This is a genomic window from Parasphingorhabdus halotolerans, assembly GCF_012516475.1.
GTDB lineage: Bacteria > Pseudomonadota > Alphaproteobacteria > Sphingomonadales > Sphingomonadaceae > Parasphingorhabdus > Parasphingorhabdus halotolerans.
In genome coordinates this window covers 2,474,849-2,501,262 of record NZ_CP051217.1, presented here as the reverse complement: position 1 = coordinate 2,501,262, position 26,414 = coordinate 2,474,849, and the positions used below count along the sequence as shown (strand labels likewise).

Here is a 26,414-nt window from a genome sequence, read left to right as displayed (position 1 = left end):
GTTTACAGGCGCAAACAGGACGAACTACAGCGATATTGCTATCACATCTAATGTGATAATCACTCTAGACGTATCACACTACAATGTGATAGACGCTTTGCAACATCACATTGCAAAGGCGATTCCATGAGCAAAATATTGATAGAGCAACTGATCGAACTGATCGAATCCGGTGAAGAAACCCGCGCTGGCCTTGCTCGCGCGGCGGGCCTACACGCTAACAGCCTGCGCCGTCTTGGTGAGGATGACTGGAATCCGACCGCTGAAACGCTTGGCAAGCTGGAGAAATATCTCGCGCGCGGCGGTAGCGACGTGATGGCAACGGCGGAAGAGATTATAAACGAAGCACGCAACGGCAGAATGTATATTCTCGTCGATGACGAAGACCGTGAGAATGAAGGCGATCTGATCATTCCGGGCCAAATGGCAACGCCCGATGCGATTAACTTCATGGCCAAATATGGCCGCGGGCTGATTTGCCTGGCTCTGGAAAAAGCGCGCGTCGATGAACTTGGTCTCGATATGATGAGCCAGAATAACCGTACTGCGCATGAAACCGCCTTCACCATATCCATAGAAGCGCGGGACGGGGTGACCACCGGCATTTCCGCCGCCGACCGGGCGCGTACTGTCGCGGTGGCGATTGACGGCACCAAGAGCAAGGAGGAGATTGTTACACCGGGCCATGTCTTCCCGTTGCAAGCGCGCAACGGCGGCGTGCTGGTGCGCGCGGGCCATACCGAAGCGGCGGTTGATGTGTCGCGGCTGGCGGGACTTAATCCTTCCGGCGTGATCTGCGAGATCATGAAGGACGATGGAGAGATGGCGCGGCTTGATGATCTCATTGAGTTTGCCCAGCACCACGGCATGAAAATCGGCACGATCCGGGATTTAATTGCCTATCGCCTGCGTAACGATCATCTCGCTGCCCGCCGCGCAGAAGCGAACTTCACCAGTGACTGGGGCGGCGAGTGGAAAGCTATCACCTATTACAACAAGGCAACAGAGACCGAGCAGATCGTGCTACAGAAAGGTCATGTCAACCCCGAAAGACCGACCTTGGTGCGCATGCATGCGATGACCATCTTCAACGACATATTTGGCCAGACCGGTCCCAGCGGCAAGACGTTGTCCGAATGCATGAAAATCATCGGGGAGGAAGGTGCGGGACTGATTGTGTTCATTACCCAGTCGAGCCCGCAATTTCTGTCCAACCAGGTTCGCAAACTGGCTGGCGAAAAGGGACCGCATATGGACCAGCTCCGCGATTATGGTGTCGGCGCGCAGATCCTGACCGAGCTGGGTGTCAGCGATATGGAACTACTTTCCAACACCAGCCATGATCTGGTCGGGCTGGATGCTTATGGTCTGCGCATTGTGGGACAGCGTGAAATTCCAACCGGTGATGCGTCTAAAGAAACCATAGAGCTGGAGTCGGCATAATGGCAAAATTCCTGATCGTCGAAGCACGGTTTTATGATCATCTCAACGATATGCTCCTCGATGGCGCGCGCTCTGCGCTCGAGGCTGCCGGCCACGAGCATGAGACCCTCACTGTTCCCGGGGCGCTCGAAATTCCCGGCGCGATTTCGCTGGCGATGGAGAGCGACCAATATGATGGCTATGTCGCCATCGGCGTGGTTATCCGCGGCGAAACCTATCATTTTGAAATTGTCGCTGGCGAAAGCGCGCGCGGAATCATGGCGCTAACCATGGACGGGGCCGCAATCGGCAATGGTATCATTACGGTCGAAGACGAAGCACAGGCTTTGGCGCGTGCCGACAAGACGGAAAAAAACAAGGGCGGCGAAGCAGCGGTTGCGGCCATTGCGATGTATGAACTTGGGCTGAAATTTTCCAGCTAGCAGCAGCGGACCTGTTTGCCCGCCGCCGTCATGGAAACTATTTTATTGCGTGCCCGCTAGCGCCGCTTTGAACTGGTCTTCGGTCATCGTGATGGAAACACCATCCGCCTTCGCCATGAATGCTGCCACCGGCAGCTTCACTGGCAGGCCATTATGTTCGACGGTCACATATTCTGCATCGCTTTCCTTAATGGTGCCAATCACCGCGGCACCGGTAACGGTTTTCACTTCCGTGCCAGGAGTGAGGCTGGCGAGCAATTGGGCTCTGGCATCGGCAGCAGCCTTTTCGACGGCTGTATCCAGATCAACCTTCGTCATCATGATGGACAAGCCATTGTCTGCCTCGGCAAAAGCATCGGTCGCAAGCGCGGCTTTATTCTTGCCGGTATCGACCACGACGACACCGTCGCTCACCGAATCTACCGATCCTACCTCACCGCCATTGGGACCAATAACCTTCATTCCAACCTGGGCTTCGACAGCCGGAGCGGCATCTTGTGCCAGAGCCGGGGTCGCGGCCAGTAATGCGACACCGGTCATGAGGGTCAGGAAATTCTTCATATTTTACTCCTAGAGATTACAAAAAATGGCGGCCTTCCGCCGAAACCTGCTGGCTAAAAAAAGATGGCCGTGATTGTTAAGGGGATTGAGGCGAATGGACGCATGGACAGGACAAAGAGTGCTGCGCCGTCCCTGTTTCAATGCGACAGCTGTTTCATTTTCGTTCCACTTGCCCCTCACGCATGTCCGCCACTTCCCGCCGCAATCCTCTAATCTCATGCAATATCTCGTCCCGCTGCGCTGCCTGTTCTTCATCCGTCTCTTCATGCATCGCGTTGACAATGATCGCGATGAACAGGTTGAGCACGACGAAAGAAGTCACCAGAACAAATGGCACAAAAAACACCCAGGCCCATGAATAGACTTCCATGATCGGGCGGACGATGCCCATCGACCAGCTCTCTAATGTCATGATCTGGAACAGCGAATAAAGCGACGCGCCGATCGTGCCGAACCATTGGGGAAATTCGCTACCGAACATCTTCGTCGCCATGACGGCGGCAATATAGAAGACCAGTCCAAGCAATACGATCACTGTCCCCATCGATGGGATTGCGGCGAACAGGCCCTGCACCACTTTGCGCATTTTTGGCATAGCGGAGATCAGGCGAAGCGCCCGCAATATCCGCAAGGCGCGCAGGACGGACAAGCTGCCACCTGTCGGCAGCAGAGCCGCGCCAACAATCACAAAGTCAAAAATATTCCAGCCGTTTTTGAAAAAGCTGAGCCGGTAAACAATCAGTTTCAGGGCAATTTCGACAATGAAAATCACGATGGCGATCCGGTCAAGCGCAACGAGAATCTCGCCATAGCGTGCCATTAACCCCGGCGAGGTTTCCATTCCGATGATGATCGCATTGAGCACGATCACCACCATGATCGCATTTTGAAAACGTGAAGACTCAATCAACGCACGGATTTTTTCGATCACTATGTCACCCTTTGATAGACACAGATCATCTGGCGCTTCGGGCAGCGCTTATCAAGTCATGCCAGAAGGAAAATCGAAGCTCTTTCGGCTGTGTTTATTCCGGCTTCGTCAGCTTTAATATAAACCGGTCGGTCTTGCCGCGCACGGCGGGATCAAACACATTTTTGCTATGCTCATCGCCGGTTCCCTCCAACAGTTCATCATTGCGCTCGACCATGAAGCCGGCGGCTGACGCAGCTGCTACGGCCAAGTCAGGATCGATCCGGTGAGTGGCCGTGTTATCGCCATCAGGGTCGCCAACATGGTCGATCACGCCAAATACACCGCCCGGTTTGAGCTTGGCCTTCACCGCCGCGAGCATTCCGGTCGCAGCCTCTGCGCCGAAGCTGTTATACACATCATGAAAATTCAGCGCAGTGATCGCGACGTCTATGCTGCCATCAGGCACACCGAGGTCTGCAATCTCACTATTGAGTCGCTCGATTTGCGGTAGTTTGTTTGCCTCCAGCCGCGCGGCAATTTCTTTTTCATAAGCGCCATCGCGCAGTTGCAGAGCAGCGGCCGGATTTTGTGCATAAACCTTGCCGTTAGCGCCGGTGGCTATGGCTGCAGCGACGCTATACCAGCCGCCGGAAGAAATCAGATCGAGCACCGTGTCACCAGTTTTCAACCCGATGAAGGCAAGCACTTCAGCCGGTTTTCGGGATTCATCACGGGCCTTGTCTTCATCGGAACGATTTTCGGAAGCGGCAAGAGCTGCCTTGGTCATCGCTATATCAATGGTCGCAGCGCCGGCTTCTTCATGATGGTTGGCCAATGCCGGCAGGGGTCCGAAGGCGGTAGTCGCGAGGCAAAAAGCGGATATTCTCAGCAGCGCAGATTTCATCGATTCTCTCCCATTTGGCAACAATGTCGGTCAGGCTGAGGGTTCAGTCAAGCGCCATGCGATGGCTGGCGATTATCTGAAATGATCATAGTTATGCACGAGTCCGCTTGACCAAATCTGTTCTTTCTATATTTTAGAACAAACCATGAACAATATCGATTCGGATTCGGGCAGGCCTTTCGACGCCTCACCCATTAACCCTGTTGCTGTACCCAAAGAGGTGTCAGCAAAATCTTCTGCCTTGCGGGTGCGGCTCGCGAAGATATTGGCTGCGTCTGGCGTAAAGACAGCAGGCGAGAGTGGTGCGCCATCCCACTTCACCTTTGGCATAGACAGGATCGATGCCGCGTTACGCGGCAATGCCTCGGCAGATGGCTTGCCGCGCGGAGCGTTGCATGAACTGCATGCAGCCGAAAAAGCGGATGCCACCAGCGCAGCGGCCATGGCTTTGCTGCTCGCGGAGCGGTGCCGGGACGACAGCAAGCCGGTCCTGTGGATTACCCAAAGCGGGGAAGCGCGGCGGCAAGGCAAACTTTACCCACCGGGTCTTGCCGAATTGGGAATTGATCCTGCCAGCATTATCCATGTCGCTGCGCCCGATAGCATCGCGGCGCTGCGGGCAGCGGCAGACGGGGTGCGCTCTTCCGCCATGGGCGCGGTCATTGTGGAACTGGCGGGCAAGAAACCCAAGGGACTGGACCTGACGGCAACGCGGAGACTGTCGTTGTCGGCTCAGAAATCGGGTGTCCCGACCCTGCTGCTGCGATCCGGTTCTGATCCGGACAACCCCTTGCCCACGTCTGCGTTTAGCCGCTGGCAGGTTAGCGCGGCACCGTCCATTCCGCTGGAAGCCAATGCTTCGGGGCATCCCGCTTTTGATATCACCCTGCTGCGCCATCGCAGCGGGCTCTATGGGCTGAGCGCCCGACTGGAGTGGAATCGTGAACATAGAATCTTTGGAGACATTGGCCACGAACAGCAGTCGGAAGACACGCCGGACCTTGGCATTATTCCTCCCCCATCTGCCATGCGAGCGGTTGATCAAGGCACACGGGCAGCATGAAGCGCCTTTTACGCTGACCGAGAAGGTCCGGGGGCCGTTGTCATTGCTGCTGCAGACCATCAGGCATTATCGCTGGGTCTTGGACCCGGCATGAATCTGGCGGACGCGCGGGCGCGGGTGCCGGACTTGCTGGTTTTTGCTTATGATCCGCTGGGTGATGCGCGCCTGCTCGGGCGTCTGGCAGAAGCGTGTGAGCGCTACACGCCGATGGTCGCGGTCGATCCGCCCAATAGCCTGATCCTCGATATAACCGGTGCGACACATTTTTATGCCTCTGAAGAAGCGCTCGCGCAGGATGCCGAAGATCAGCTCGATAATGCAGGTTATTCAGTGCATTGGGCGCTGGCAGGCACGCCCGATGCCGCGCTGGCGCTGGCGCGGCACGGTCTCAAAGAAGGCGCAGAAGCCCAGCTTCCTGTTTCCGCTTTGGCCATGGATAGCAAAACCCATCAGGCGCTGGAACGTGCCGGGCTTTACAAGATAGGTGATCTGGCAGAGCGGCCACGTGCAGGGCTGGCGGCGCGCTTCGGGATGGAACTGACCTTGCGTCTCGACCGGTTGCTGGGCATCGAAGACCGCCCGATTGATCCGGTTCGCAGCCTTGGCAATGTTGTGACCGAACGCCGGTTTGCCGAACCTCTCGCCCATATTGATGCTGCGCTCATATGCCTGTCGGAGCTGTTTGCCGAAGCCGCCGAGCGTTTAAACGAACGCGGGGAAGGCGCGCGAATGGTCCGCATGATGCTGTTTCGCTGTGACGGTGATGTCGCGCGATTGGGCGTTGAAACCGGAGCACCAACCCGGGACAATGCCCTGTTCAAACGGCTGCTGCGCGAGCGGATTGATGCACTCAACGATGAACTTAATCCTGGCTTTGGCTATGATCTAATCCGGCTTTTTATTGTGGCAGCCGAGCCGCTGGCACCGCAGCAACTGAAGCTTGAAGGCGGCGAGGATCGTCAGGGTGATGAGCTTGCTCTGGTCAGCCAGCTTAGCACAAGACTTGGTCGGGAACGCGTGCAGAGGTTCATACCAGCCGATAGTCATATACCTGAACAGGGCTTGCTTGCATTGCCAATGTTGAGTGCGCCTGCTCCGATGCCGTGGAAAGCATCTTCATCTAAAAACCCACCTCTACGCCCTCTACATATGTTCGATCCACCACAGCGCGTGCAGGTGATCGCTGAGGTCCCCGACGGGCCGCCTTATCGTTTTACCTGGCGGCGCAAAACTCATCAGGTGATCCGCTATGAAGGGCCGGAGCGCATCGCCTCGGAATGGTGGCAGCGCGGAGATGGTCATGAAACGGGGAAAGGCGGCCTCACCCGCGATTATTACCGGGTCGAGGATGTCAAAGGACGACGCTACTGGCTGTTCCGCCACGGTCTTTATGGCGCAGAACATACCAATCCGGATTGGTATGTTCATGGGTTATTTGCGTGAACACGAGCGCGGCACCAATTCCGTTCGTGCTGAGCCTGTCGAAGCATCTTTTTGCGATGGTCCTTCAACAAGCTCAGAATGAGCGAGTGTCTGATAAATGAGTGTCATCACCCCTCCTCCCTTCGCCGAACTCGCCGCCTCCACCCATTACAGCTTCCTGCGCGGTGCATCCTCCCCCGCCGCCATGGTGAGCCAGGCAATGATACTGGGCATGACAGGCATCGGTATCGCCGACCGCAACAGCGTTGCGGGCGTCGTACGCGCGCATGTTGCCCTGCGCAGAGCGCGGGAGGATGCGGAGGAGGAAGGGGTCGCCCTGCCGGATCTCAAACTGCCGGATCTCAAGTTGATCGTCGGCTCGCGTCTGATCTTTGCCGACGAGACACCAGATATCATTGTCTATCCGCTAAACCGGCGCGGCTGGGGGCGACTGACGCGGATGCTCTCGACCGGGAACCTGCGCGCCGAGAAAGGTGATTGCCACTTATTTGCCGCTGACCTGCTGGAATGGTGCTCGGAGGATTGGGCTTTGATAATATTAGCCCCTCCCCTTCAGGGGAGGGGGAAGGGGTGGGGTATGAAGGAGTTGGCTCGATGCCAACTTCTGAGTTTGGTGTGTGAGGACAACCCCCACCCCAACCCCTCCCCTGAAGGGGAGGGGCTTATAGCGGCGCTCAAATCCTGCACCTCCCATATCTGGCTTGCTGCAACCATGCCGCGATCGGGCCCGGACAAACGGCACCTAGTCCAGCTCGCCCGCCAGGCCGATCATCTCGGCATTCCCATGCTCGCCACCAATGATCCGCTCTATACCGCCCCGAGCAACGCCCGCTGCACGATATTCTCACCTGCATTGCTCAGAAAACCACGATCGACAAAGCAGGTCACCTGCTTGCTGCCAATGCCGAGCGCTATCTCAAACCACCGGAAGAAATCGCGCGATTGTTCAAGGATTATCCCGAGGCGATTGCCGAGACGCAGAAGCTGCTTGGATTGATCGACTTCACCCTCGATGAACTCAGCTACCATTATCCCGATGAGCCTGTACCGAAAGGCTGGACGCCGCAGGATTGGCTCGAACATCTCGCCTGGTCTGCGGCCCATGAAAAACATGGTACGATCATCCCGGAACGACTGCGGTCCAAAGTCGAGGAAGAATTGCGGCTGATCGAGAAACTGGATTATGCGCCCTATTTCCTGACCGTCCATGACATTGTCAAATGGGCGCGCGATCAGGGGATATTATGTCAGGGTCGAGGCAGCGCAGCCAATAGTGCGGTCTGCTATTTGCTGCACATCACCTCGGTTGATCCGATGAAGCACGACCTGCTTTTCTCGCGGTTTATCTCCGAGGAGCGCAAGGAGCCGCCAGACATTGACGTCGACTTCGAACATGAACGACGCGAAGAGGTGATCCAGTATATATATGAGCGCTATGGTCGCCATCGCGCAGGCATAGCCGCCACTGTCGTCCATTATCGTTCGCGTAGCGCGATCCGCGAAGTTGGCAAGGCGCTCGGCCTGTCGGAAGATATTACCAGCCGCCTCTCGAGTACCGTCTGGGGCAGCTATTCGAGCAGCGCCCCGGATAATCGCTTTGCCGAAACCGGTCTTGACCCCGAAAGCCCCGAGATCAAACGTGTTGGTGATCTGGTGCGGCAGATATTGCAATTCCCCCGCCACCTGTCCCAGCATGTCGGCGGCTTCGTGCTGACGCAAGACCGGCTCGATGAAACCGTGCCGATCCACAATGCAGCGATGAAAGACCGCACGTTTATCGAGTGGGACAAGGACGATATCGACGCGCTCGGCCTGATGAAGGTCGACATATTGGCGCTCGGTATGCTGACCTGCATCCGCAAGGCGTTTGATCTGATGGAGAGCATCGGGGTACGGCCGGAAGGAGAACAGCAGTGGGCACTCCAGAACGTCCCGACCGAAGACCCGGTCACCTATGACATGCTCTGCAAGGGCGACAGCATCGGTGTGTTTCAGGTCGAAAGCCGCGCGCAGATTAACATGTTGCCGCGCCTGAAGCCGCGCGAATTTTATGATCTGGTGATTCAGGTCGCGATTGTCCGGCCCGGGCCGATTGAGGGCGATATGGTCCACCCCTATCTGCGGCGGCGCTCCGGCATCGAAAAGACGGTCTATCCCAAACCCAACCCGCCACATGATCCTGATGAGTTAAAAACCGTGCTGGGCCGCACCTGCGGCGTGCCCCTGTTTCAGGAACAGGCAATGAAACTCGCCATTGTCGCGGCAGATTTCTCCGCCAGCGATGCCAATAAATTGCGGCGGGCAATGGCGACTTTCAGGAACGTGGGCACTATCCATCATTTCCAGGCGAAGATGATCGAAGGCATGGTGGCGCGCGGTTATGAGCGCGAATTTGCCGAGCGCTGCTACAAGCAGATCGAGGGGTTCGGCAGCTATGGTTTTCCCGAAAGCCATGCGCAGAGCTTTGCGATACTGGTTTATATTTCCAGCTGGATCAAATGCCATTATCCAGCGGTGTTTGCAGCGGCCTTGCTTAACTCGCAACCAATGGGTTTTTATGCCCCTGCGCAGCTTGTCCGCGATGCGCGTGAACATGAGGTGGAAGTGCGAGAAGTCGATGTGAATTATAGCGCGTGGGATAACGGGATTGAGGTTGAAAGCCCTCTCCCCTTCAGGGGGAGGGTTGGGAGGGGGGCAGTGCGCCAGCTTCTCCGACTCCCCCTCTCCCGGTCTCTCCCCTGAAGGGGAGAGGAGAAGTTGCTCTCCGGATCGGCTTCCGTCAAATTGACAGCTTCCGCGAGGAGTGGGCCGAGAAAATTATCACCGCGCGCCCTTTCAGAACCATCGAACAACTCGCCCATAAAGCTAATCTGCCGGCCCGTGCATTGCGTCTGCTCGCCGATGCCGATGCTTGCCGTTCGCTGGGACTGGACCGGCGCAAAGCGCTCTGGGAAGTTCGCCGCACGCCGGTCAATACACTACCCCTCTTCGAAGCCGCCCAGGCAAAAGAGCTTGCCGAGGAAGAAGATGCGCGTCTGCCAGCGATGACCAAGGGGGAGCATGTTGTGGCCGATTATCAAAGCGTTAGATTATCGCTCAAAGGCCATCCGATGGAATTTCTGCGCGAGCGGTTTCGTTCGCTAGGCGTGCTTAGTTGTGCAGAAATAGCGCGAGCCAAAAATGGATCACGGGCGCAGGTCGCCGGCGTTGTCCTGATCCGCCAACGCCCCGGCAAGGGCAATGCGGTCTTCATCACGCTGGAGGATGAAACCGGTGTCTCCAATCTGCTGCTATGGGCCAGCCGGTTCGAAAAAATGCGCCGTCCGGTTATGGCTGCGCGGCTGATGCTGGCTACGGGTGAAGTTCAACGCAGCGTCGAAGGCGTTGTGCATCTCATGGTCAGCCGGGTTGAGGATTGCACGCAAATGCTGGATGAGATCACTGCGCTGGGACAAACGCCGGTCCCAATGATGCATGCTGATGAAGTGAAACGCCCGATTTATCGCAAGGAAGATCGGCAACAGGAACGTGAGCAAGCGGGCACAGCGGAAACGCCGGTGAAATACCCTCCAGTTACACTGCCATCCCAATATACCCGGCATGGCCATCCGCGCAATGTTCGCATCCTGCCAAAGTCTCGGGATTTTCATTAAGTCACTGCCCCGTCAAACTGGCGCTCGCCGCTACCAAAGATCAGATAAAAGACCAGACCGAAAGCGGTAACCCCGGCCGCAACCTGGAACACCAGCGCCCATGATCCGGTAACTTCCAGTATCCACCCGCTCACCAGCACCCCGATAATGCCCGGGATTGTGCCTGCCGTATTGGTGATGCCCATCAGCGTGCCGGCATGTTCCGGCGCAATATCCATATGATTAACGAAAAAACCGCTGACCGCAAAAGCGCCCAGCGCGCTGCCAATCGTCATGATCGTGATTGCCGCGACTGCGCTTTGCGCCTGTCCCACAAGCAGCAATGCGGAGATGCTGCCACCAAATCCGATCAGCATCATGATCTTGCGCACCCGCGTAATCGTCATGCCCGTCCCAATCATCCGGTCCGCGACAATGCCGGAAATATTGATAAACAGAAACAGCGCAATATGCGGCATCATCGCGAACAGACCGACCGAGGCATAGTCCACACCCAGCCCCTTGGTCACAAAAGTCGGCAACCATGCCAGCAGCACATAGAACCACCAGTTATTACAGAAATGCGCGACGATGATTGCCCACACCGGCATATTTCCCATCAGCGCCCGCCAGGGCGTTGCAGCAGCCGGTCGATCTGCGATCGCGTCCGCTGCAATCAGGTCCAGCTCGGTCTGGCTAATCCCCTGTTGCTTCCGCGGATTCGACGTGATCAGGACTTGCCAGAGGGCACACCAGATAAATCCGGCTGCGCCAAATATGTAGAACACCCATTCCCAGCCCCACCACGCAACAATGACAGGCGTCGCCAGAAGGGCAAAAACGGTACCCAGGGGAATGCCGCTATTGGAAAATCCGGCTGACCGGGACCGTTCCTTTACAGGTATCCAGCGCGCATATAGTGCATAAATGGCCGGAAAGGTAACCGCCTCGCCCATGCCCATTAAAATACGGGCAACGATCAGCACCGCCACACCCAGAGCCGCTGCAGGCGGCGCGATGAGGGTGAACAGCGACCAGATAAAAACGCCAAAGCCCAGCACAACCTTGCCACCGTAGCGATCAGCCAGTTTGCCGCCCACTATCTGGGTCAACAAATAGCCGACGAAGAAGCTGGAGAGAACCAGTCCCTGCGTCGACATGTCCCAGCCATAAGTCTCGACCATTGGAATAATCGCCACGGAAATCGCGACACGGTCCATATAGCAAATGAAAATGGCCAGAAAGGCCATAAGTACCAGTTGGTGGCGCTTTTGCATTGAAACTTCCCCCGAATAACCGCAGCTTGCCATAAGCCTGACGGCATTCCATTTTCCTTGCATAAATAACCCGTATCCCCTATAGTTTCATTTGTAACTATATAACGTGCTCTGCACGATTGCATCTCAAGGAAAACAAATGGCTGATCTGTTTGAAAACCCCGTCGGTCTTGACGGCTTTGAATTTGTCGAATTCTGCGCACCCGAGCGCGGCGTGTTGGAGCCGGTATTCGCAGTCATGGGCTTTACCGAAATTGCCCATCATCGCAGCAAGGACGTCCACCTCTGGCGGCAGGGTGGCATTAATTTGATCATCAATTATGAACCCAAATCGGCAGCCTGGTATTTTGCCCGCGAGCATGGTCCATCCGCTTGCGGCATGGCCTTTCGCGTAAAAGACGCCCGCAAAGCTTATGCTCTTTTGCTGGAGAACGGCGCAGAGCCAGTCAATATTGAAACCGGCCCGATGGAACTCCGCATTCCGGCCATCAGAGGCATTGGTGGAGCGATCCTCTATCTGGTGGACCGCTATGAAGGCGGCGAGCGCAGCGAAAACCTGTCCATCTATGACATTGATTTTGAATATCTACCCGGTGTTGACCGTCATCCTGTGGGCGCAGGGTTCCACACCATCGATCATCTGACACATAACGTCTACGGCGGCCGGATGAAATATTGGGCGGACTATTACGAGACGCTGTTTAACTTCCGCGAAATCCGCTTTTTTGACATCAAAGGCGAATATACCGGCCTCACCTCCAAGGCGCTAACCGCACCGGACGGCAAAATCCGCATCCCGCTCAATGAAGAAGGCGAAGGCGGCAAGGGGCAAATCGAGGAATTCCTGCGCGAATTTAACGGCGAAGGTATCCAGCATATCGCTCTGATCTGCGATGATCTGATTGCCTGCTGGGACAGGCTCAAAGAGCTTGGCGTGCCCTTCATGACCGCGCCGCCGAATACCTATTACGAGATGCTCGATGGCCGTTTGCCGAGCCATGGCGAAGACGTAAAGGCGCTGCAAACGCGTGGCATCTTGCTTGATGGAACAACGGAAGGCGGCGAACCTCGCTTGCTGCTCCAGATTTTTGCCGAAGCGCAGGTCGGTCCGGTGTTCTTTGAATTTATCCAGCGCAAAGGCGATGATGGTTTTGGCGAAGGCAATTTCAAGGCGCTGTTCGAAAGCATCGAACGCGATCAGGTTGCGCGCGGGGTGCTAAACGTCGAGGAACCTGTTGGCTGATTATGGCGTTATCAAAACAATCCGTTCGTGTTGAGCCTGTCGCAGCATGTCCGGAATATGTTCTTCGACAGGCTCAGGATGAACGGAAAACATCATCATGACAGATTTACCCGCACCCAAAATCAACGGCATCCATCACGTTGCCTATCGCTGCAAGGACGCCAAGGAGACAGCGGAATTTTATAAACGCGTTCTGGATATGCCGTTCACCGTCGCGTTTTCAGAAGACTATGTGCCGTCAACCGGCGCATATGATCCCTATATGCACATTTTCCTGGATGCAGGCGGCGGCAACATATTGGCGTTCTTCGAATTGCCCGAACAACCCGAAATGGGCCGCGACGAAAATACTCCGGAATGGGTGCAGCATATTGCTTTTCAGGCACCCGGCATGGACGACCTTATGGCAGCCAAAGCCCGCGCCGAGGCCGAGGGGCTGGAGGTAATCGGCCCGACCAACCACGGCATTTTCAAGTCCGTCTATTTCTTCGATCCCAACGGACACCGTTTGGAACTCGCCTGCAACACCGGCACGCCGGAAGAAATGGCCGAACTGGAACGCGTCGCGCCAGATATGCTTGAAGAATGGAGCCGCACCAAAAAGGCACCGCAACACGCTGCATGGCTGCATGAAAAGGCGCGCGACGAACATTAGCCCCAATCCCTCCTTTATTTCCATTCGTGTCGGGCGTAGTCGAGACATTGAACCAATGCACACCGTTCTCTCGACGTAGCTCGAGACGAACGGCTGACAGATAAAGGAACACAGATGAAACTCGCTACCCTCAAGAACAATACCCGCGACGGCCGTCTGGTCGTGGTCTCGAAAGACCTGACCCGTTGCTGCGAAGCGAGCAACATCGTGCCGACGCTGCAAGCTGCTCTCGATGATTGGGAGAATTGCGCACCAAAGCTGGAAGCGCTTTATCGCGATGTCGAACATCAGGCGGTGCCCTGTGAACGTTTTCACGAGCGCGAAGCCCACTCCCCCCTTCCCCGCGCCTATCAATGGGCCGACGGCAGCGCCTATATCAATCATGTCGAACTGGTTCGCAAAGCCCGCGGCGCCGAAGTGCCGGAGAGTTTTTACAGCGACCCGCTGATGTATCAGGGTGGCAGTGATGCCTTTCTCGGCCCGCGCGATGATATCCCGCTAGGTGATCCGGCCTGGGGCTGCGACATGGAAGGCGAGATCGCGGTCATCACCGACGATGTGCCACCGGGCGTCAGTGCTGCCGATGCCGCTGGTCATATCAAGCTGGTCATGCTGTGCAACGATGTGTCCCTGCGCGGCCTGATTCCCGGCGAACTGGCCAAGGGCTTCGGCTTTTTCCAGTCAAAGCCGCCATCGGCTTTCTCCCCGGTCTGCGTGACCCCCGACGAACTGGGCGATGCGTGGAAAGGCTCGGTCATCCATCTGCCGCTGCAGGTCGACTATAACCGCGAACCCTTTGGCCGCGCTAATGCCGGCGTAGATGCGACCTTCAGCCTAGCCGATCTGGTCGCCCATGCTGCCAAAACCCGACCGCTATCCGCCGGCACGATCATCGGCTCCGGCACGGTGTCCAACCAAGGCCCCGACGGCGATCCCGGCAAACCGGTCAGCGAAGGCGGCTTGGGCTATAGCTGCATCGCCGAAATCCGGATGATCGAGACGATCAACACCGGCGAAGCCAAGACGCCGTTCATGAGCGCTGGTGACACGGTGAAAATCCAGATGCTGGATGCGGATGGGCATTCGATCTTTGGTGCGATCCGGCAGGAGGTTGTGGCGGTCTGACGGGGTTGGTTGTTTGGGTGATTTTGGGGTCGGATATATTACGAAAGCCGACCGCTAACTAGCTTCCTGGCGCAATTAGTGGCGGCGTTGCTCTATCTGGTGAAGTTGCACAAGCCGAATAAAATCGTCCGCATCCTGCCATCTTTTAGGACGATGAACTCCTCCCCAAATTGTTGGAAACCGGATTCCTGCCATCCACAGCTTTTCAACTTTTTTCCACTGCAAAACATTCGATTTTTTGGGCGCCTTAAAAGACCTCCCCATCGGAGCCAAAGGGGCTCGGCAATTAGGGCATGGAGCCAATCCGTCTCTCAGCTCGACTTTGAAGCTAACTCGACAATGAAAGCAGGCATGCGCTTCCAATGAACCACCAGATTTCATTCTAGGTTGTGGCGACATGATAACTCTAGAACCAGTATTTTTCCTGATTTCCATCCGCCGAGCTTTTTCTTTTTTGGTCGTCATGCTGGCACAGTAAGATACAAAACCTAGCAATGCAATTAATGTCCCTTGCGCGCCTATATCGAACGATAGCCTTGCGGAAACAATTCAAACCGGCACCGCAGTCTCGTACTTAATCCGCTCCATCGCAAAGCTCGCCGAGACATCGGACAAGGGCACCGCCTTGATCAGTTTCTTGTACACCCGGTCATAGTCGGCGACATCGCGGACGAGCAGCTTGAGCAGATAATCCACTTCGCCCGCCATCCGGTAAAACTCGACCACTTCCTCGATGGAAGAGGCTGCATCTGCAAATTTCTTGAGCCACGCATCGCTATGGTCACCGGTGCGCACGGCCACAAAAACGGTCATGCCCAGGCCGACCGCTTCCGGGTCCACAATCGCCACCCGGCGCGCGATGATCCCGTCTGCTTCCATCCGCTTGATCCGCCGCCAGCAGGCATTGGTCGAAAGACTGAGTTTCGCTGCGAGGTTTTCCAATGATAGACTGGAATCACGTTGCAATTGTTTCAGAATATTCCGGTCATTCTCGTCAATATTTTTGGTTTCATTGGCCATGGATAGAATATTATCACACATACCGGAGATAACAAGGCGCTATCTCCCCGAAATCAACCCGCCAATGTCGCCAGATTTCGATTATCTTCTGTTTTCACCTTCACCTTCATGCCGATGAAATCGGTATCTTCCGGCGCATCATTCAATATGCCAATAGCGGGCAAGCCATTTTCATCTTCTAGCCACAGGCTCGCTGCCCCGCGACTGGCCTTGCCATAAGGCATCGCATAGCTTTTGATCACCGCGCTGCCGTCAAAATAATGCTCGGGTTTGATATGCTCCGCCCTGCCAATTCTATTGGGTTCAGCTATCCGGTCCGGGGACCAGCCGCCGACCACCGGTTGTGCCGCATAAATGCCGACCGACTCCTTGTTGATCACGCCGCCATTGGCCGAGATCATACCCGGCTTGCTGCCGTCGTTCCGCAGCGCCTGAACCAGCGCCACGATGCCGTGCGTGCTATAGCTATTTCCCGGACCACCAAAGAACGATAGCCCTCCAGTCAAAGTATATGACGACAACGGCCGGTCTGGCGAGCCTAAAGCATCCATTGCCAATGAGACGGCGACCGGGAAGCAGCTGTAAATATCCATCGGTCCCAGATCACCGGCGTTCACTTCCGCCAGCTCCAGCGCTTTGGGAAAAGCCGATTCCATCGCCGGTGAAACGGACAAATCGGTTTGCTCGCTAATCAGCGGCACGCTGGCATCCGCGCCGCTGTGGAGATAGATCATCTTGTCTTCAGATATACCCAGTTCCGCCACATGACCAGCGGTTGTGAGTATCACGGCCGCGCCAAGTTCGACAGCATCCTGCGCCACCATCCAGCGGCGATAGGGATCGTTGAGCTGATAGTTGCCGTGGTCATCTTCGAGCAATTCCTCCGCGGTCCAGTTCCGGGCAAAATTCGCATGGTCTCGCGTCACCGAAACACTCGCAAAGGCAGACCAGAGCTCGGCCATGTCTTTCGCATAGCTTGCCCGGTCCATACCGAGGCGCGCGCGGCGGGCATTTTCGACAATGCCATAGGCCATCGGCATGCTGATAATCCCCTGCCGCCATTCATAGGGCGTGAGCATCTTGTCTTCGGTCGTCAGCAGATTGGTAAAGTCGCGGTCTGATGTCTGGCTCCAGTCCAGTTTGTGCCCGGCGCGGCGGGCGCGCTTCACCGTGCCGATATTCTCACCGCTGGAAATTACGACGGCTTTATACTTTCCATCATACACCTGCTTGGCGAGCTGGTTGATATGCTTTTGCGGGCTCTGGCCGCCAACATCTCCATAGAGAAGCGTGGCCGGTCTCAGGCCGGATGCAATGGCCACAGCATCGGGATGATTATCCGGCGATCCGCAATCATGCGGTAAGCCGCTATCATGGAAAAGCCGCGTCGAGAGCAGGCAGTCTATCGAGGCGCCAAGTTTTTCGCTAGCCCCGCTATCAGCCAATGCGGCGTTTACCGCTGCTGATGCGAGATCAACCGTAGAGGGCCAGTCCGTTTCCAGAAATTTGCCGCTGGATTCCCCAACGCCTACAATTACCGGAGCTTTCGGATCAGTTATTGCCACGCACATATCCCCCAAATAAACAGTTCATCAATCGATTAAAGCTGATAACAGACGGGCTGTTTGATGCACCTAGTAATTTGAGGATATTTTGATGAGCGGATGGCCGGAACTGAAATGGGACGCAGAACAGACGGGGCCACTAAAAGGTCTCAAGATTGTCGATATGTCGACCGTTGTGCTCGGCCCGTTCGCCACGCTCAACTTTGCCGATATGGGTGCCGATGTCATCAAAATTGAAAATGGCGAGGGCAAGTTTGCTGGCGACATGATGCGCCATGCTGGTGATAGCCCGACCGGTGACCTTGGCCCCATCTATACGGCGCTCAATCGCAACAAGAAGTCGATCACGCTGAACGGCAAAAATGAAGACGACAAGGCGGTCATTCTCGAGCTGCTCAAGCACGCCGATGTGTTTTTCCACAATGTCCGCCTCGCCGGAATGGAGCGACTGGGGCTGGATTATGAAAGCGTCAAAGCGATTAACCCCGGAATTGTCTATGTCCATTGCGCCGGCTTTGGTCAGGGCGGCGAATATGAGAAACGCCAAGCCTATGACGACTTGATCCAGTGCGCTTCGGGCTTTGCCAGCCTGTTTGAAATGCGCGGCGATAGCGGCAGGCCGCTCTATATGCCGTCGCTTGTCGCGGACAAAACCATCGGCCTGTTCGCGGTGAACGCGACGCTGGCGGCGCTTTATCACAAGGAGAAAACCGGTGAAGGGCAGTTTGTTCAGGTGCCGATGTTTGAGGCGTTTACCTGGTTCAATATGGTCGAGAATCTCTGGGGCGAGACGTTTATTCCCGGCAACGGACGGCTGGCCTACACGCGGTCAATAAACGAGAATCGCAAACCCTATCCGACCAAGGACGGCTATATCGGACTGGTGCCTTATAATGATGCACAGTGGCGCAAATTCTTTGAGCTTGGCGGAAAGCCGGGGGTTTTCGACGAACCGCGTTTTTCGGATTATTCGCAGCGCACCAAAAACATCACCGCGCTCTATGCAATCATCGAGGAAATTGCCGCGACCAAGACGACCGACGAATGGTTGCCGCTGCTGGACGAGAATAATATTCCGGCCATGCGTTACAACAAGATGGAAGACGTCCTCACCGATCCGCATCTGGAACAAGTGGGCTTCTGGCAAGAACGCGACGGCAAAAAAACCGGTAAATATCGTACGATCAAACATCCGGTGCACTATTCCGCCAGCCCGGCGAATATCTATGCCGACCCGCCGACGCTGGGTGCGGACAATGACGAGATACGCGGAGCGCTTGGAATGCCCGCGAATGATGATTAGGCTTGTGAACCTTCTCCCTTGAAGGAGAAGGATACGGCGGCTTATCTGAAAGATTAGCCGAAGTTGGATGAGGGTGCACGGGCTGCCGCTGCGGGGCTAAGCGATGCCAATAACCAAATCGGTTCTGCAATTCAAAGACTTGCGTTTAGGTCACACAGGGTCACACCCCCTAAGACAGAAAAAGCTATCCCCCATAGAATAGCCGTTTAGCGATGGGATTCAGGACTGAGAAAGAACGGAAAAGAGGTTACAAAATCGTCCCGATGTAGGAAAGAGGCGAACGATGGCAGCTTTATATGACACGATCGGGGTGGGATACGCCAACCTGCGCAAACCTGATCCCCGGATTGCCAAGGCCATTCATGATGCGCTGGGTGATGCGCGGTCGGTATTGAATGTTGGTGCGGGGACCGGGTCCTATGAACCGACGGACCGAGAAGTAACCGCGCTGGAGCCCTCGGCGGAAATGATCAGCCAGCGTCCGCCTGATGCAGGTAAAGCGTATCAGGGCGTCGCCGAAGATATGCCCTTTGCCGATAATCAATTTGATGCGGCGATGGCGGTTTTGACTGTGCATCACTGGAGCGATCTGGAGGCCGGCCTGCGCGAAATGCGGCGGGTGGCGAAGGAGAGGCTGGTTATCCTGACTTTTGATCCGGAGGCGCATTATTTCTGGTTGGCGGATTATATTCCGGAGATTGTCAAGCTGGACCAGCCGATCATGCCGAAAATGAGTGAATATGGACGCATCCTTGGTGATGTGAAAATCGAGCATGTTTCGGTTCCGCATGATTGCACCGATGGATTCCTGGGCGCCTATTGGCGGCGACCGAATGCCTATCTCGACCCGCAGGTCCGGGCGTCGATATCGACCTTTGCCAAACTGGACGATGCGCCGAAAAGTCTGGCGCAGCTGGAACAGGATTTGGAGTCCGGCGCGTGGGAAGAGCGCTATGAGTATGTGATGGAGGACGAGAGTTTGGATGCGGGGTATCGGTTGGTGATTGCGGGCTAATCCTGTGGCTCAAATTGGCAAAATAAGGCAAAGTGCTTTCGGACTTGACTTAGGCTTGCATCTACCGATCAATCACTTTGATACGATTGAATGGATATTCTTTGCTCACCCCAATGTATTTCAGAAAAAGTATGCATTCCGAATTTTTACCTCGAACATGAATGATTTGGTCTCTTTCGTTAAGCATGACCATTTCTACTGAGGGGTCGGCATCAATGAAGGTTCGCACGGAATTCATCGCGTCCTTTCTGTGCTGGTCATCAGAGATAAGTTCGAAACTAATTGATTTGTTGCATTCGGCCAAGTCGGTGTTCGAGCAACTCGACAGAAACGCACATGTTAACAAAACCGAGATAAACATCTTAAGCATCACGACTATATCTGGACCGCCTAAATCTTTCAGCAAAGACTACTTATCCACACTTGATGGTCTCTAATGTCAGCTCCTACTCCCGCGTCAAACTAGCATAAACCCGACCCAGAAACGCCGTCGTCGTCACCTCAGCCCCATAAAATTCTTTATCAAACTCCGCAGTCGGTTGCGCCGCAACAATCGCATCCAACCCCTTACCCTCATCAATCATCGCCTGCACGCGGTCGCGGATGGTGGTCAGCACTTCGATATAGCGCGCCAGCTTTGCTCGCGTGGTGACCGCACCGTGGCCGGGGATGACCTTTGTGTCATTGTTGATCGTGTCATGCACCGCCTGACAAAAGGCAATCATGCCTGTGATATCACCGCCATTGTCGGCATCGACAAACGGATAGCCGGAGTTGTTGAACACATCGCCCAAGTGAACGGCGTTGGCACCGCGAAAAATAACTGCAGTATCGCCGGTCGTGTGCGCGGGGCCGACGTGGAGCAGATCAATCTGCTGGTCGTTGATATGAAACTGCATCGTCTTGTCATAGGTGATGTCTGACCGTGCGTGCTTCGGATAAGCTTTCTGCTCATAGGCGACGAAGCCGAGATTGATGATATGATCGTCCAGCATTTTTTCACGGCTATTGGATTGAGAGACAATCCATGTGCCATCCTTGCCCAGCGCCATGTTGCCGTCGGCATGGTCGAAATGCCAATGGGTGTTGATCACAAAATCAACCTTCTCGCTGCCAATTTCTTTGAGCGCCGCCTTGATTTTGGGCATCAGCTGGGGGAACTGGTCATCGACGATCAGGGTTCCGTCTTCGCCAACGGAAACCGCAATATTGCCGCCGTTGCCGAACAGCACATAAAGCCCATCCGCAACCTTCTCGGTCTTTATCTCGACGCCATCCATGTCCCAGCCAAAGGCTTTATAGATTCCTTCAGCATCAAGCGGCGGGGCTTGATCGGCTTTGCCCTCGTGAGATTTTACATCATGTGCGGTTGCGGGAGTAGCAATCGCCAAACCAAGAGATAATCCAAGAACCGTTATCGCACGTTTCATAAAATCATCTCCTACTACAATCCGTTATTTCAAAATGCCGTTCATGATCAGATCAACGGTCTGATTGCGATACGCATCGCGCATCCGTTCGTCGAAATCCGTACGGCCGTAGCAATATTTCCACACCAGCTTGCCGGTAAAGAACCGGTCCGCCGCGCCGGTCACGGCCGAATAGAACAGGTCGGGATCAACATCGCGGAACACGCCGGACTTGATACCATCGCCGACGAAGATATTATAAGCCTCCGACAATGGCTTGAGATATTTATCGGCAATTTCGCGCGCGCCTTCCGGAGGCAAGTCGCGGATCAGGCGCATCGTCAGCCGGTGAATATAGGGAAATTCATAGTAGGTATCTATCACCGCGCCAATATGATGGCGCAGCTTGTCCTCGGGCGGCATATCTTTTTTGATGAGCAGCCCGACATCCTCGACAATTTTGGTCATGTCGCGCTCAAGTATCGCTTCAAGCAAACCGTCTTTGTTTCCAAAATAATATTTGACGAGCGCGCTGTTCAGGCCGGAACGGACCGACAGTTCGCTGAATGATATGTCGATCGTATCACCTTCGCGCATGATCTGACTGGCGGTTTCGATCAGTTTGTCACGGGCACCCGCTTCATTCTCTTTGTCGTCATTGGATTTTTGCGCCAGTTTTTCGACTTTCATATCCGTCCCCCGGAGTGTTTAACCGGTCACTTATAAGCAGGTTCTTCCCACCAAGGGAAGCTGTCTGGTAAATCGGTCGAAACTTTGTCGGGGTAAGCCGGCGCACGCTTCTCCAGAAAGCTGGCTATGCCCTCTTTCGCATCGGCAGATTTCGCGCGGTTATAGATGATCCGGCTATCCACTTTATGGGCTTCCATCGGGTGCGGGGCAGCTGGCAGTTGCCAGAGCATTTGCCGCGTGACCGCGACCGAAACCGGTGCAGTATTATCGGCAATTTCACGGGCCAAAGCATAAGCAGCAGGAAGCAGGTCTTCCGGTTTGTGGAGCGAGCGGACGAGGCCGCCATCAATCGCTTCCTGCGCATCAAACACGCGCCCGGTCATGCACCATTCGAGCGCCTGCGCGCGACCAACAATATTGGGGAGAAACCAGCTCGCCGCGCCATCGGGCGCAATCCCGCGCCGCGCAAAAACAAAACCAAAGCGCGCAGTTTCGCTCGCAAGCCGCATGTCCATCGGTAACAACATGGTCGCACCAACGCCTACCGCCACGCCATTGATTGCGCCGATCACCGGTTTGAGGCATTGATAGATACGCAGGATGAGCAAACCACCACCATCGCGAACGCGGGGATCGGAATAATCCTCGACCGGGTCTTCGCTGGCGAATGGCTTTCTGCCGTCTTCCGGAGTGAGATCAGCCCCGGCGCAAAAAGCCCTGTCACCTGCCCCGGTTACCACCACCGCCCGCACCTCATCATCGGCATCGATGCGATCAAAAGCGTCGGTCATTTCCTTGATCATCGTACCGGTAAAAGCGTTCATCTTTTCCGGACGATTGATCGTGATTGTCGCGATTTGATCGGCGACGGCATAAAGGATTTGCGTATATTCAGTCATGTCCAAACTCCGCTCGCCCTGAGCCTGTCGAAAGGCGGATTATCTAGCCAACATCCTTCGACAGGCTCAGGATGAGCGGGTTTGTTGGTAATTCCTAACGCGGTGCCATGCGGATTGCGCCATCGAGACGCACATCTTCACCGTTGAAATAGCTGGTTTCAATCATGCACAGCGCAAGCTTGGCATATTCATCCGGCACACCCAGGCGCGGTGGATAAGGCACCATCGCGCCCAATGCATCGCGGACCTGTTGTGGTGCGCCAGCCAGCAGCGGCGTATCGAAAATGCCCGGCAGGATCGTGTTGACTCGAATGGCTTCGCGGGACAGGTCACGTGCAATCGGCAGGGTCATACCGACAACGCCGCCCTTGGACGCCGAGTAAGCCGCCTGACCAATTTGGCCGTCTTCCGCCGCCACAGATGCGGTGTTTACAATCGCGCCGCGATCACCATCTTCCAGCGGATCGAGCGTCAGCATCCCGGCCGCAGACTTGGCAATACAGCGGAACGTGCCGATCAGGTTTACTTCGATCACGAACTTGAAAGCGTCCAGTGGAAAATGCTTGATCGAGCCGTCTTCCTTTGACCGGCTAACCGTCTTGATCGCATTTCCGATACCAGCACAGTTCACCAGGATACGCTCTTGCCCGATGGTGGCGCGCGCTTTTTCAAAACCGGCTTCGACACTGTCATCATCGGTCACATTGACCTTGCAGAAAACGCCGCCCAGTTCCTTGGCCAGTGCTTCGCCTTTTTCCTCATTGAGATCGAACAAGGCGACCTTCACGCCTTTTTCTGCCAAACGCCGCGCGGTTGCGGCACCGAGGCCGGAAGCACCGCCGGTAATGACGGCTGAAATATTGCTATTGAGTTCCATATTGATTCCTTCGAAAAAATATCGTCATCCTGAAGTTGTTGCAGGATCCGCGAAGACTATTCCCAGCCCTATGAGATACTGAAACAAGTTCAGCATGACGATTGATAATCTTTTAATTAAGCCGCTCGATAATCGTAACGTTGGCCTGACCACCACCTTCACACATCGTTTGCAGGCCATATTTCGCGCCCTTGCCTTCCATTGCATTGAGCAAAGTCGCCATCAGCTTCGTGCCCGATGCGCCGAGCGGGTGGCCGAGCGCAATCGCGCCGCCGTGAACGTTGATCTTGCTGCGATCCGCGCCGGTATGCTTGAGCCAGGCGAGCGGAACGGGCGCGAATGCTTCGTTGACCTCATAAAGATCAATATCACCGATTTTCATGCCAGCCCGTTCCAACGCGCGGTCGGTTGCGAATAGCGGCTCTTCCAGCATGATTACCGGGTCGCCAGCCGTCACGGTCAAATTGACGATGCGTGCGCGCGGCGTCAGGCCGTGATCTTTCAAAGCTTGCTCGGAACAGATGAGAACAGCGCTGGAGCCATCGCAAATCTGGCTGGCATTGGCAGCCGTAATCGCGCCGCCTTCCTGCAAGATTTTCACAGCGCCGATGCTTTCCTTGCTGGCGTCAAACCTTATGCCTTCGTCCACTTTATGTTGCTCTTTACCGTCGGCAGTTTCGATTTCGATAGCGACAATTTCATTATCAAACGCGCCGGATTCGGTTGCTTTTATTGCCTTGTGATGGCTTTCGAGAGCGAACTGATCGAGATCATCGCGGGTAAAGCCATGCTTTTTAACCAACATTTCAGCGCCCATAAACTGGCTGAACTGAACACCGGGATAAGCTTTTTCAAGGCCTTCCGATTTGCTGGTCCCAAGACCGGCATCCTTGAACAGCTTGAAAGTGGAGCCCATCGGAACGCGAGTCATGCTTTCGATGCCGTGGGCCAGAACCATATCCTGCGTACCCGACATAACGCCCTGTGCTGCGAATTGAATTGACTGCTGCGAAGAGCCGCACTGACGGTCGATGGAAACCGATGGGATGGAATCAGGCAGTCTGGAAGCCAGCACCGCATTACGCCCAACGTCGCCCGCTTGCTCGCCGCCCTGCATGACGCAGCCGGTAATCACATCTTCAATCGCCTTAGGATCAAAATCATTGCGGTCGGCAATAGCATTAAGAGTGGCTGCACCCAGATCAACCGGATGAATTCCTGCCAAACGGCCACCACGGCGGCCACCAGCGGTTCTTACTGCGTCTACAATATAGGCTTCTGCCATATTCCTGCTCCTTGATATTAATAAGATTCGAAAATTTAACTGAACGGTTAAACCGCACTCTGGTGAGCGTCAAATGAAAAAGGCCATAACTAAATTAGGTCCCAACAAAAAAGGCCGCCCATTACATTTGCAATGACCGGCCTTTCCTGTTCATTCACCTGCGCAATTGGTCAGTGCGTTTAGGCAGGGACATTGTCTCTCTTGACCGTAATCACCTGCGGATATGTAAATTCAAGCAGGCCTTCCTTGCCATATTCTGCACCAAAGCCGGATTGCTTGTGGCCGCCAAAAGGCGCGAAGGGCGACAGGTGGAGAAATTCATTCACCCACACCGTGCCGGTTTCCATTTGCTCGGCAACACGCACGCCTTCATCGGGATCAGCAGTCCAGACAGCGCCAGCAAGGCCGTATTCACTCGCATTCGCGCGGCTGATAGCCTCGTCCGTTGTACTGAATTTCATCAGCGGCATAACCGGACCAAATTGCTCTTCGGCCACAATCCGGGCGTCTTCGGGTGGGTTATCGAGGATCGTGATCGGCACGTAGTAGCCGGGTATATCGGATTTTTCAGCGTCACCACCGACGAGGAATTTATAGCCATTATCCTTCGCATCCTGAATCAGTTCCAGCACTCGGTCATATTGTTTCTTGTTCTGAATCGGTCCAACTGCTGTACCTTGCTGCGAGCCATCGCCGACTTTCACATTCTTGGCATAGGCGGCAATAGCTGCGCTGAGTTCGTCATATATATCTTCGTGGATATAGATGCGTTTCGCCGCCACACAGATTTGTCCGGCATTGGTAAAGCTCGACCAGAATAGCTGCTCGGCGACCTTCTCGACATTGGCATCGGGTAGCACGATCGAGGCATCATTGCCGCCCAGTTCCAGCGTAATCCGCTTGAGATCTTTCGACGCACCTTCCATAATCTTCTTACCGGTCGCGGTGGAGCCGGTGAAGGTGATCTTGTCGATATCGGGATGTGCAGTGATCAGCGGACCAAGGCTGTCTTCGCCGGTAATGATATTTACAACGCCCGGAGGGACCGCATCCTTGATCAGTTCTGCCAACCGCAATGTCGTAAGCGGTGTAAACGGCGAGGGTTTCAGCACAATGGTGCATCCAGAAAGCATAGCCGGAGCGATTTTCTGGACCGCCATCATCACCGGAAAGTTCCACGGCACGATGCCGCCAACAACACCTACGGGAACTCGGCGGGTGCGGCTGAGCCGCTGATCCGTATCTTCGTTGATTTCATCATCCAGATCGAGTGTCGCTTGCGCACCCGACATACCCGCTGCGCCAGCGATCTCGCCCTGTGCCTGTGCATGGGGCTTGCCCTGTTCAGCAGTTAGCAGACGGAACAACTCGTCGCTATTCTCTGAGATAATGGCCGAGATTTTCTGAACCGCTGCGCGGCGCTCTTCGATCGGTGTCTTCGACCATGTTTTAAATGCTGCGCGGGCCGCAGCCACTGCGCTGTTCAATTCCGCTTCGCCACAAGCCGGAACTTGCCCGATGACTTCTTCATTGGCTGGATTTACGACATCCAGAACATCGGATGTGCCAACCATTTCGCCGTTGATCAGGTTCTTATATTGGGTAACCATTTTACTCTCCTTCAAGGGGGTTTTGCCTGTTATTTCGTTTCTATTTGAGTCGCTTATACA

Annotated in this window: 22 protein-coding genes and 1 pseudogene; 10 read left to right on the top strand and 13 right to left on the bottom strand. The window is 55.2% G+C overall.

What is annotated here, in order from left to right; translation table 11 throughout:
* Positions 1 to 126: 126 nt before the first annotated feature.
* On the top strand, positions 127 to 1,443 hold the full coding sequence (gene ribB / locus HF685_RS12310) for a 3,4-dihydroxy-2-butanone-4-phosphate synthase (RefSeq protein WP_168820241.1): 1,317 nt from the start codon (positions 127 to 129) through the stop codon (positions 1,441 to 1,443).
* Entirely contained in the window at positions 1,443 to 1,865 is a 423-nt protein-coding gene (gene ribH / locus HF685_RS12305; RefSeq protein WP_168820240.1) for a 6,7-dimethyl-8-ribityllumazine synthase, read from the top strand. The genes ribB and ribH overlap by 1 nt, the downstream gene beginning before the upstream one ends.
* Positions 1,866 to 1,907: 42 nt before the next feature.
* On the opposite strand, the gene HF685_RS12300 is transcribed toward ribH, so the two are convergent.
* The 3 genes from HF685_RS12300 to HF685_RS12290 all read right to left on the bottom strand — a co-directional run bounded on the left by HF685_RS12300 (position 1,908) and on the right by HF685_RS12290 (position 4,243).
* Positions 1,908 to 2,426, bottom strand: a complete 519-nt coding sequence (locus HF685_RS12300; protein WP_168820239.1) for a preprotein translocase subunit YajC — start codon at positions 2,424 to 2,426, stop codon at positions 1,908 to 1,910.
* A gap of 154 nt (positions 2,427 to 2,580) precedes the next feature.
* Positions 2,581 to 3,357 carry an ion transporter gene (locus HF685_RS12295; RefSeq protein ID WP_211051180.1) on the bottom strand — a complete coding sequence of 259 codons (777 nt, stop codon included), beginning with the start codon at positions 3,355 to 3,357 and terminating at the stop codon, positions 2,581 to 2,583.
* Between the two features lie 94 nt (positions 3,358 to 3,451).
* Positions 3,452 to 4,243, bottom strand: a complete 792-nt coding sequence (locus HF685_RS12290; RefSeq protein WP_168820238.1) for a class I SAM-dependent methyltransferase — start codon at positions 4,241 to 4,243, stop codon at positions 3,452 to 3,454.
* Positions 4,244 to 4,388: 145 nt separating this feature from the next.
* On the opposite strand from HF685_RS12290, the gene HF685_RS12285 reads away from it, so the two are divergent.
* The 3 genes and pseudogenes from HF685_RS12285 (at position 4,389) to HF685_RS12275 (ending at position 10,402) form a co-directional block, all read left to right on the top strand.
* A complete protein-coding gene (locus HF685_RS12285) occupies positions 4,389 to 5,306 on the top strand; it encodes an ImuA family protein (protein WP_168820237.1) in 918 nt (305 codons plus the stop codon).
* A gap of 90 nt (positions 5,307 to 5,396) precedes the next feature.
* A complete protein-coding gene (locus HF685_RS12280) occupies positions 5,397 to 6,749 on the top strand; it encodes a Y-family DNA polymerase (protein WP_343040050.1) in 1,353 nt (450 codons plus the stop codon).
* Positions 6,750 to 6,846: 97 nt separating this feature from the next.
* A pseudogene (locus HF685_RS12275) lies at positions 6,847 to 10,402 on the top strand (error-prone DNA polymerase).
* On the opposite strand, the gene HF685_RS12270 reads toward HF685_RS12275, so the two are convergent.
* Positions 10,399 to 11,658, bottom strand: a complete 1,260-nt coding sequence (locus HF685_RS12270; RefSeq protein ID WP_168820236.1) for an ACS family MFS transporter — start codon at positions 11,656 to 11,658, stop codon at positions 10,399 to 10,401. The pseudogene HF685_RS12275 and the gene HF685_RS12270 overlap by 4 nt on opposite strands.
* 139 nt (positions 11,659 to 11,797) lie before the next feature.
* Here HF685_RS12270 and hppD point away from each other — a divergent pair, with 139 nt between their 5' ends.
* From hppD to HF685_RS12255, 3 genes are all read left to right on the top strand, one after another.
* Entirely contained in the window at positions 11,798 to 12,901 is a 1,104-nt protein-coding gene (gene hppD, locus HF685_RS12265) for a 4-hydroxyphenylpyruvate dioxygenase (RefSeq protein WP_168820235.1), read from the top strand.
* 97 nt (positions 12,902 to 12,998) lie between these two features.
* Positions 12,999 to 13,556, top strand: coding sequence for a VOC family protein (locus HF685_RS12260; RefSeq protein ID WP_168820234.1), 558 nt, complete (start codon positions 12,999 to 13,001; stop codon positions 13,554 to 13,556).
* Between the two features lie 114 nt (positions 13,557 to 13,670).
* Positions 13,671 to 14,681: a fumarylacetoacetate hydrolase family protein gene (locus HF685_RS12255; protein WP_168820233.1), complete on the top strand. Its 1,011-nt coding sequence runs from the start codon at positions 13,671 to 13,673 to the stop codon at positions 14,679 to 14,681.
* A gap of 75 nt (positions 14,682 to 14,756) precedes the next feature.
* Here HF685_RS12255 and HF685_RS12250 read toward each other — a convergent pair whose 3' ends face one another.
* The 3 genes from HF685_RS12250 to HF685_RS12240 form a co-directional block, all read right to left on the bottom strand.
* Positions 14,757 to 15,146, bottom strand: a complete 390-nt coding sequence (locus tag HF685_RS12250; RefSeq protein ID WP_168820232.1) for a hypothetical protein — start codon at positions 15,144 to 15,146, stop codon at positions 14,757 to 14,759.
* A gap of 84 nt (positions 15,147 to 15,230) precedes the next feature.
* Positions 15,231 to 15,701 (bottom strand): Lrp/AsnC family transcriptional regulator, encoded by a 471-nt coding sequence (locus HF685_RS12245; RefSeq protein WP_211051179.1) that lies wholly within the window; start codon positions 15,699 to 15,701, stop codon positions 15,231 to 15,233.
* A gap of 53 nt (positions 15,702 to 15,754) precedes the next feature.
* Positions 15,755 to 17,266, bottom strand: a complete 1,512-nt coding sequence (locus HF685_RS12240; RefSeq protein WP_168820230.1) for a hypothetical protein — start codon at positions 17,264 to 17,266, stop codon at positions 15,755 to 15,757.
* A 91-nt stretch (positions 17,267 to 17,357) separates the two neighbouring features.
* On the opposite strand from HF685_RS12240, the gene HF685_RS12235 reads away from it, so the two are divergent.
* Both HF685_RS12235 and HF685_RS12230 read left to right on the top strand, forming a co-directional pair.
* Positions 17,358 to 18,569: a CaiB/BaiF CoA transferase family protein gene (locus HF685_RS12235; protein WP_168820229.1), complete on the top strand. Its 1,212-nt coding sequence runs from the start codon at positions 17,358 to 17,360 to the stop codon at positions 18,567 to 18,569.
* A gap of 283 nt (positions 18,570 to 18,852) precedes the next feature.
* Positions 18,853 to 19,584 (top strand): class I SAM-dependent methyltransferase, encoded by a 732-nt coding sequence (locus HF685_RS12230; protein ID WP_168820228.1) that lies wholly within the window; start codon positions 18,853 to 18,855, stop codon positions 19,582 to 19,584.
* A 446-nt stretch (positions 19,585 to 20,030) separates the two neighbouring features.
* On the opposite strand, the gene HF685_RS12225 is transcribed toward HF685_RS12230, so the two are convergent.
* The 6 genes from HF685_RS12225 to HF685_RS12200 form a co-directional block, all read right to left on the bottom strand.
* Positions 20,031 to 21,014: an MBL fold metallo-hydrolase gene (locus tag HF685_RS12225; RefSeq protein WP_168820227.1), complete on the bottom strand. Its 984-nt coding sequence runs from the start codon at positions 21,012 to 21,014 to the stop codon at positions 20,031 to 20,033.
* 24 nt (positions 21,015 to 21,038) lie between these two features.
* Positions 21,039 to 21,683, bottom strand: coding sequence for a TetR family transcriptional regulator (locus HF685_RS12220; RefSeq protein WP_168820226.1), 645 nt, complete (start codon positions 21,681 to 21,683; stop codon positions 21,039 to 21,041).
* A gap of 26 nt (positions 21,684 to 21,709) precedes the next feature.
* On the bottom strand, positions 21,710 to 22,582 hold the full coding sequence (locus tag HF685_RS12215) for a crotonase/enoyl-CoA hydratase family protein (protein WP_168820225.1): 873 nt from the start codon (positions 22,580 to 22,582) through the stop codon (positions 21,710 to 21,712).
* Positions 22,583 to 22,676: 94 nt separating this feature from the next.
* The gene (locus HF685_RS12210) at positions 22,677 to 23,459 is read right to left on the bottom strand and encodes an SDR family NAD(P)-dependent oxidoreductase (RefSeq protein WP_168820224.1); all 783 of its coding nucleotides are present in this window, start codon (positions 23,457 to 23,459) and stop codon (positions 22,677 to 22,679) included.
* Positions 23,460 to 23,571: 112 nt separating this feature from the next.
* Positions 23,572 to 24,744 carry an acetyl-CoA C-acetyltransferase gene (locus HF685_RS12205; protein ID WP_168820223.1) on the bottom strand — a complete coding sequence of 391 codons (1,173 nt, stop codon included), beginning with the start codon at positions 24,742 to 24,744 and terminating at the stop codon, positions 23,572 to 23,574.
* Between the two features lie 179 nt (positions 24,745 to 24,923).
* A complete protein-coding gene (locus tag HF685_RS12200) occupies positions 24,924 to 26,354 on the bottom strand; it encodes an aldehyde dehydrogenase family protein (protein ID WP_168820222.1) in 1,431 nt (476 codons plus the stop codon).
* Positions 26,355 to 26,414: the final 60 nt, after the last annotated feature.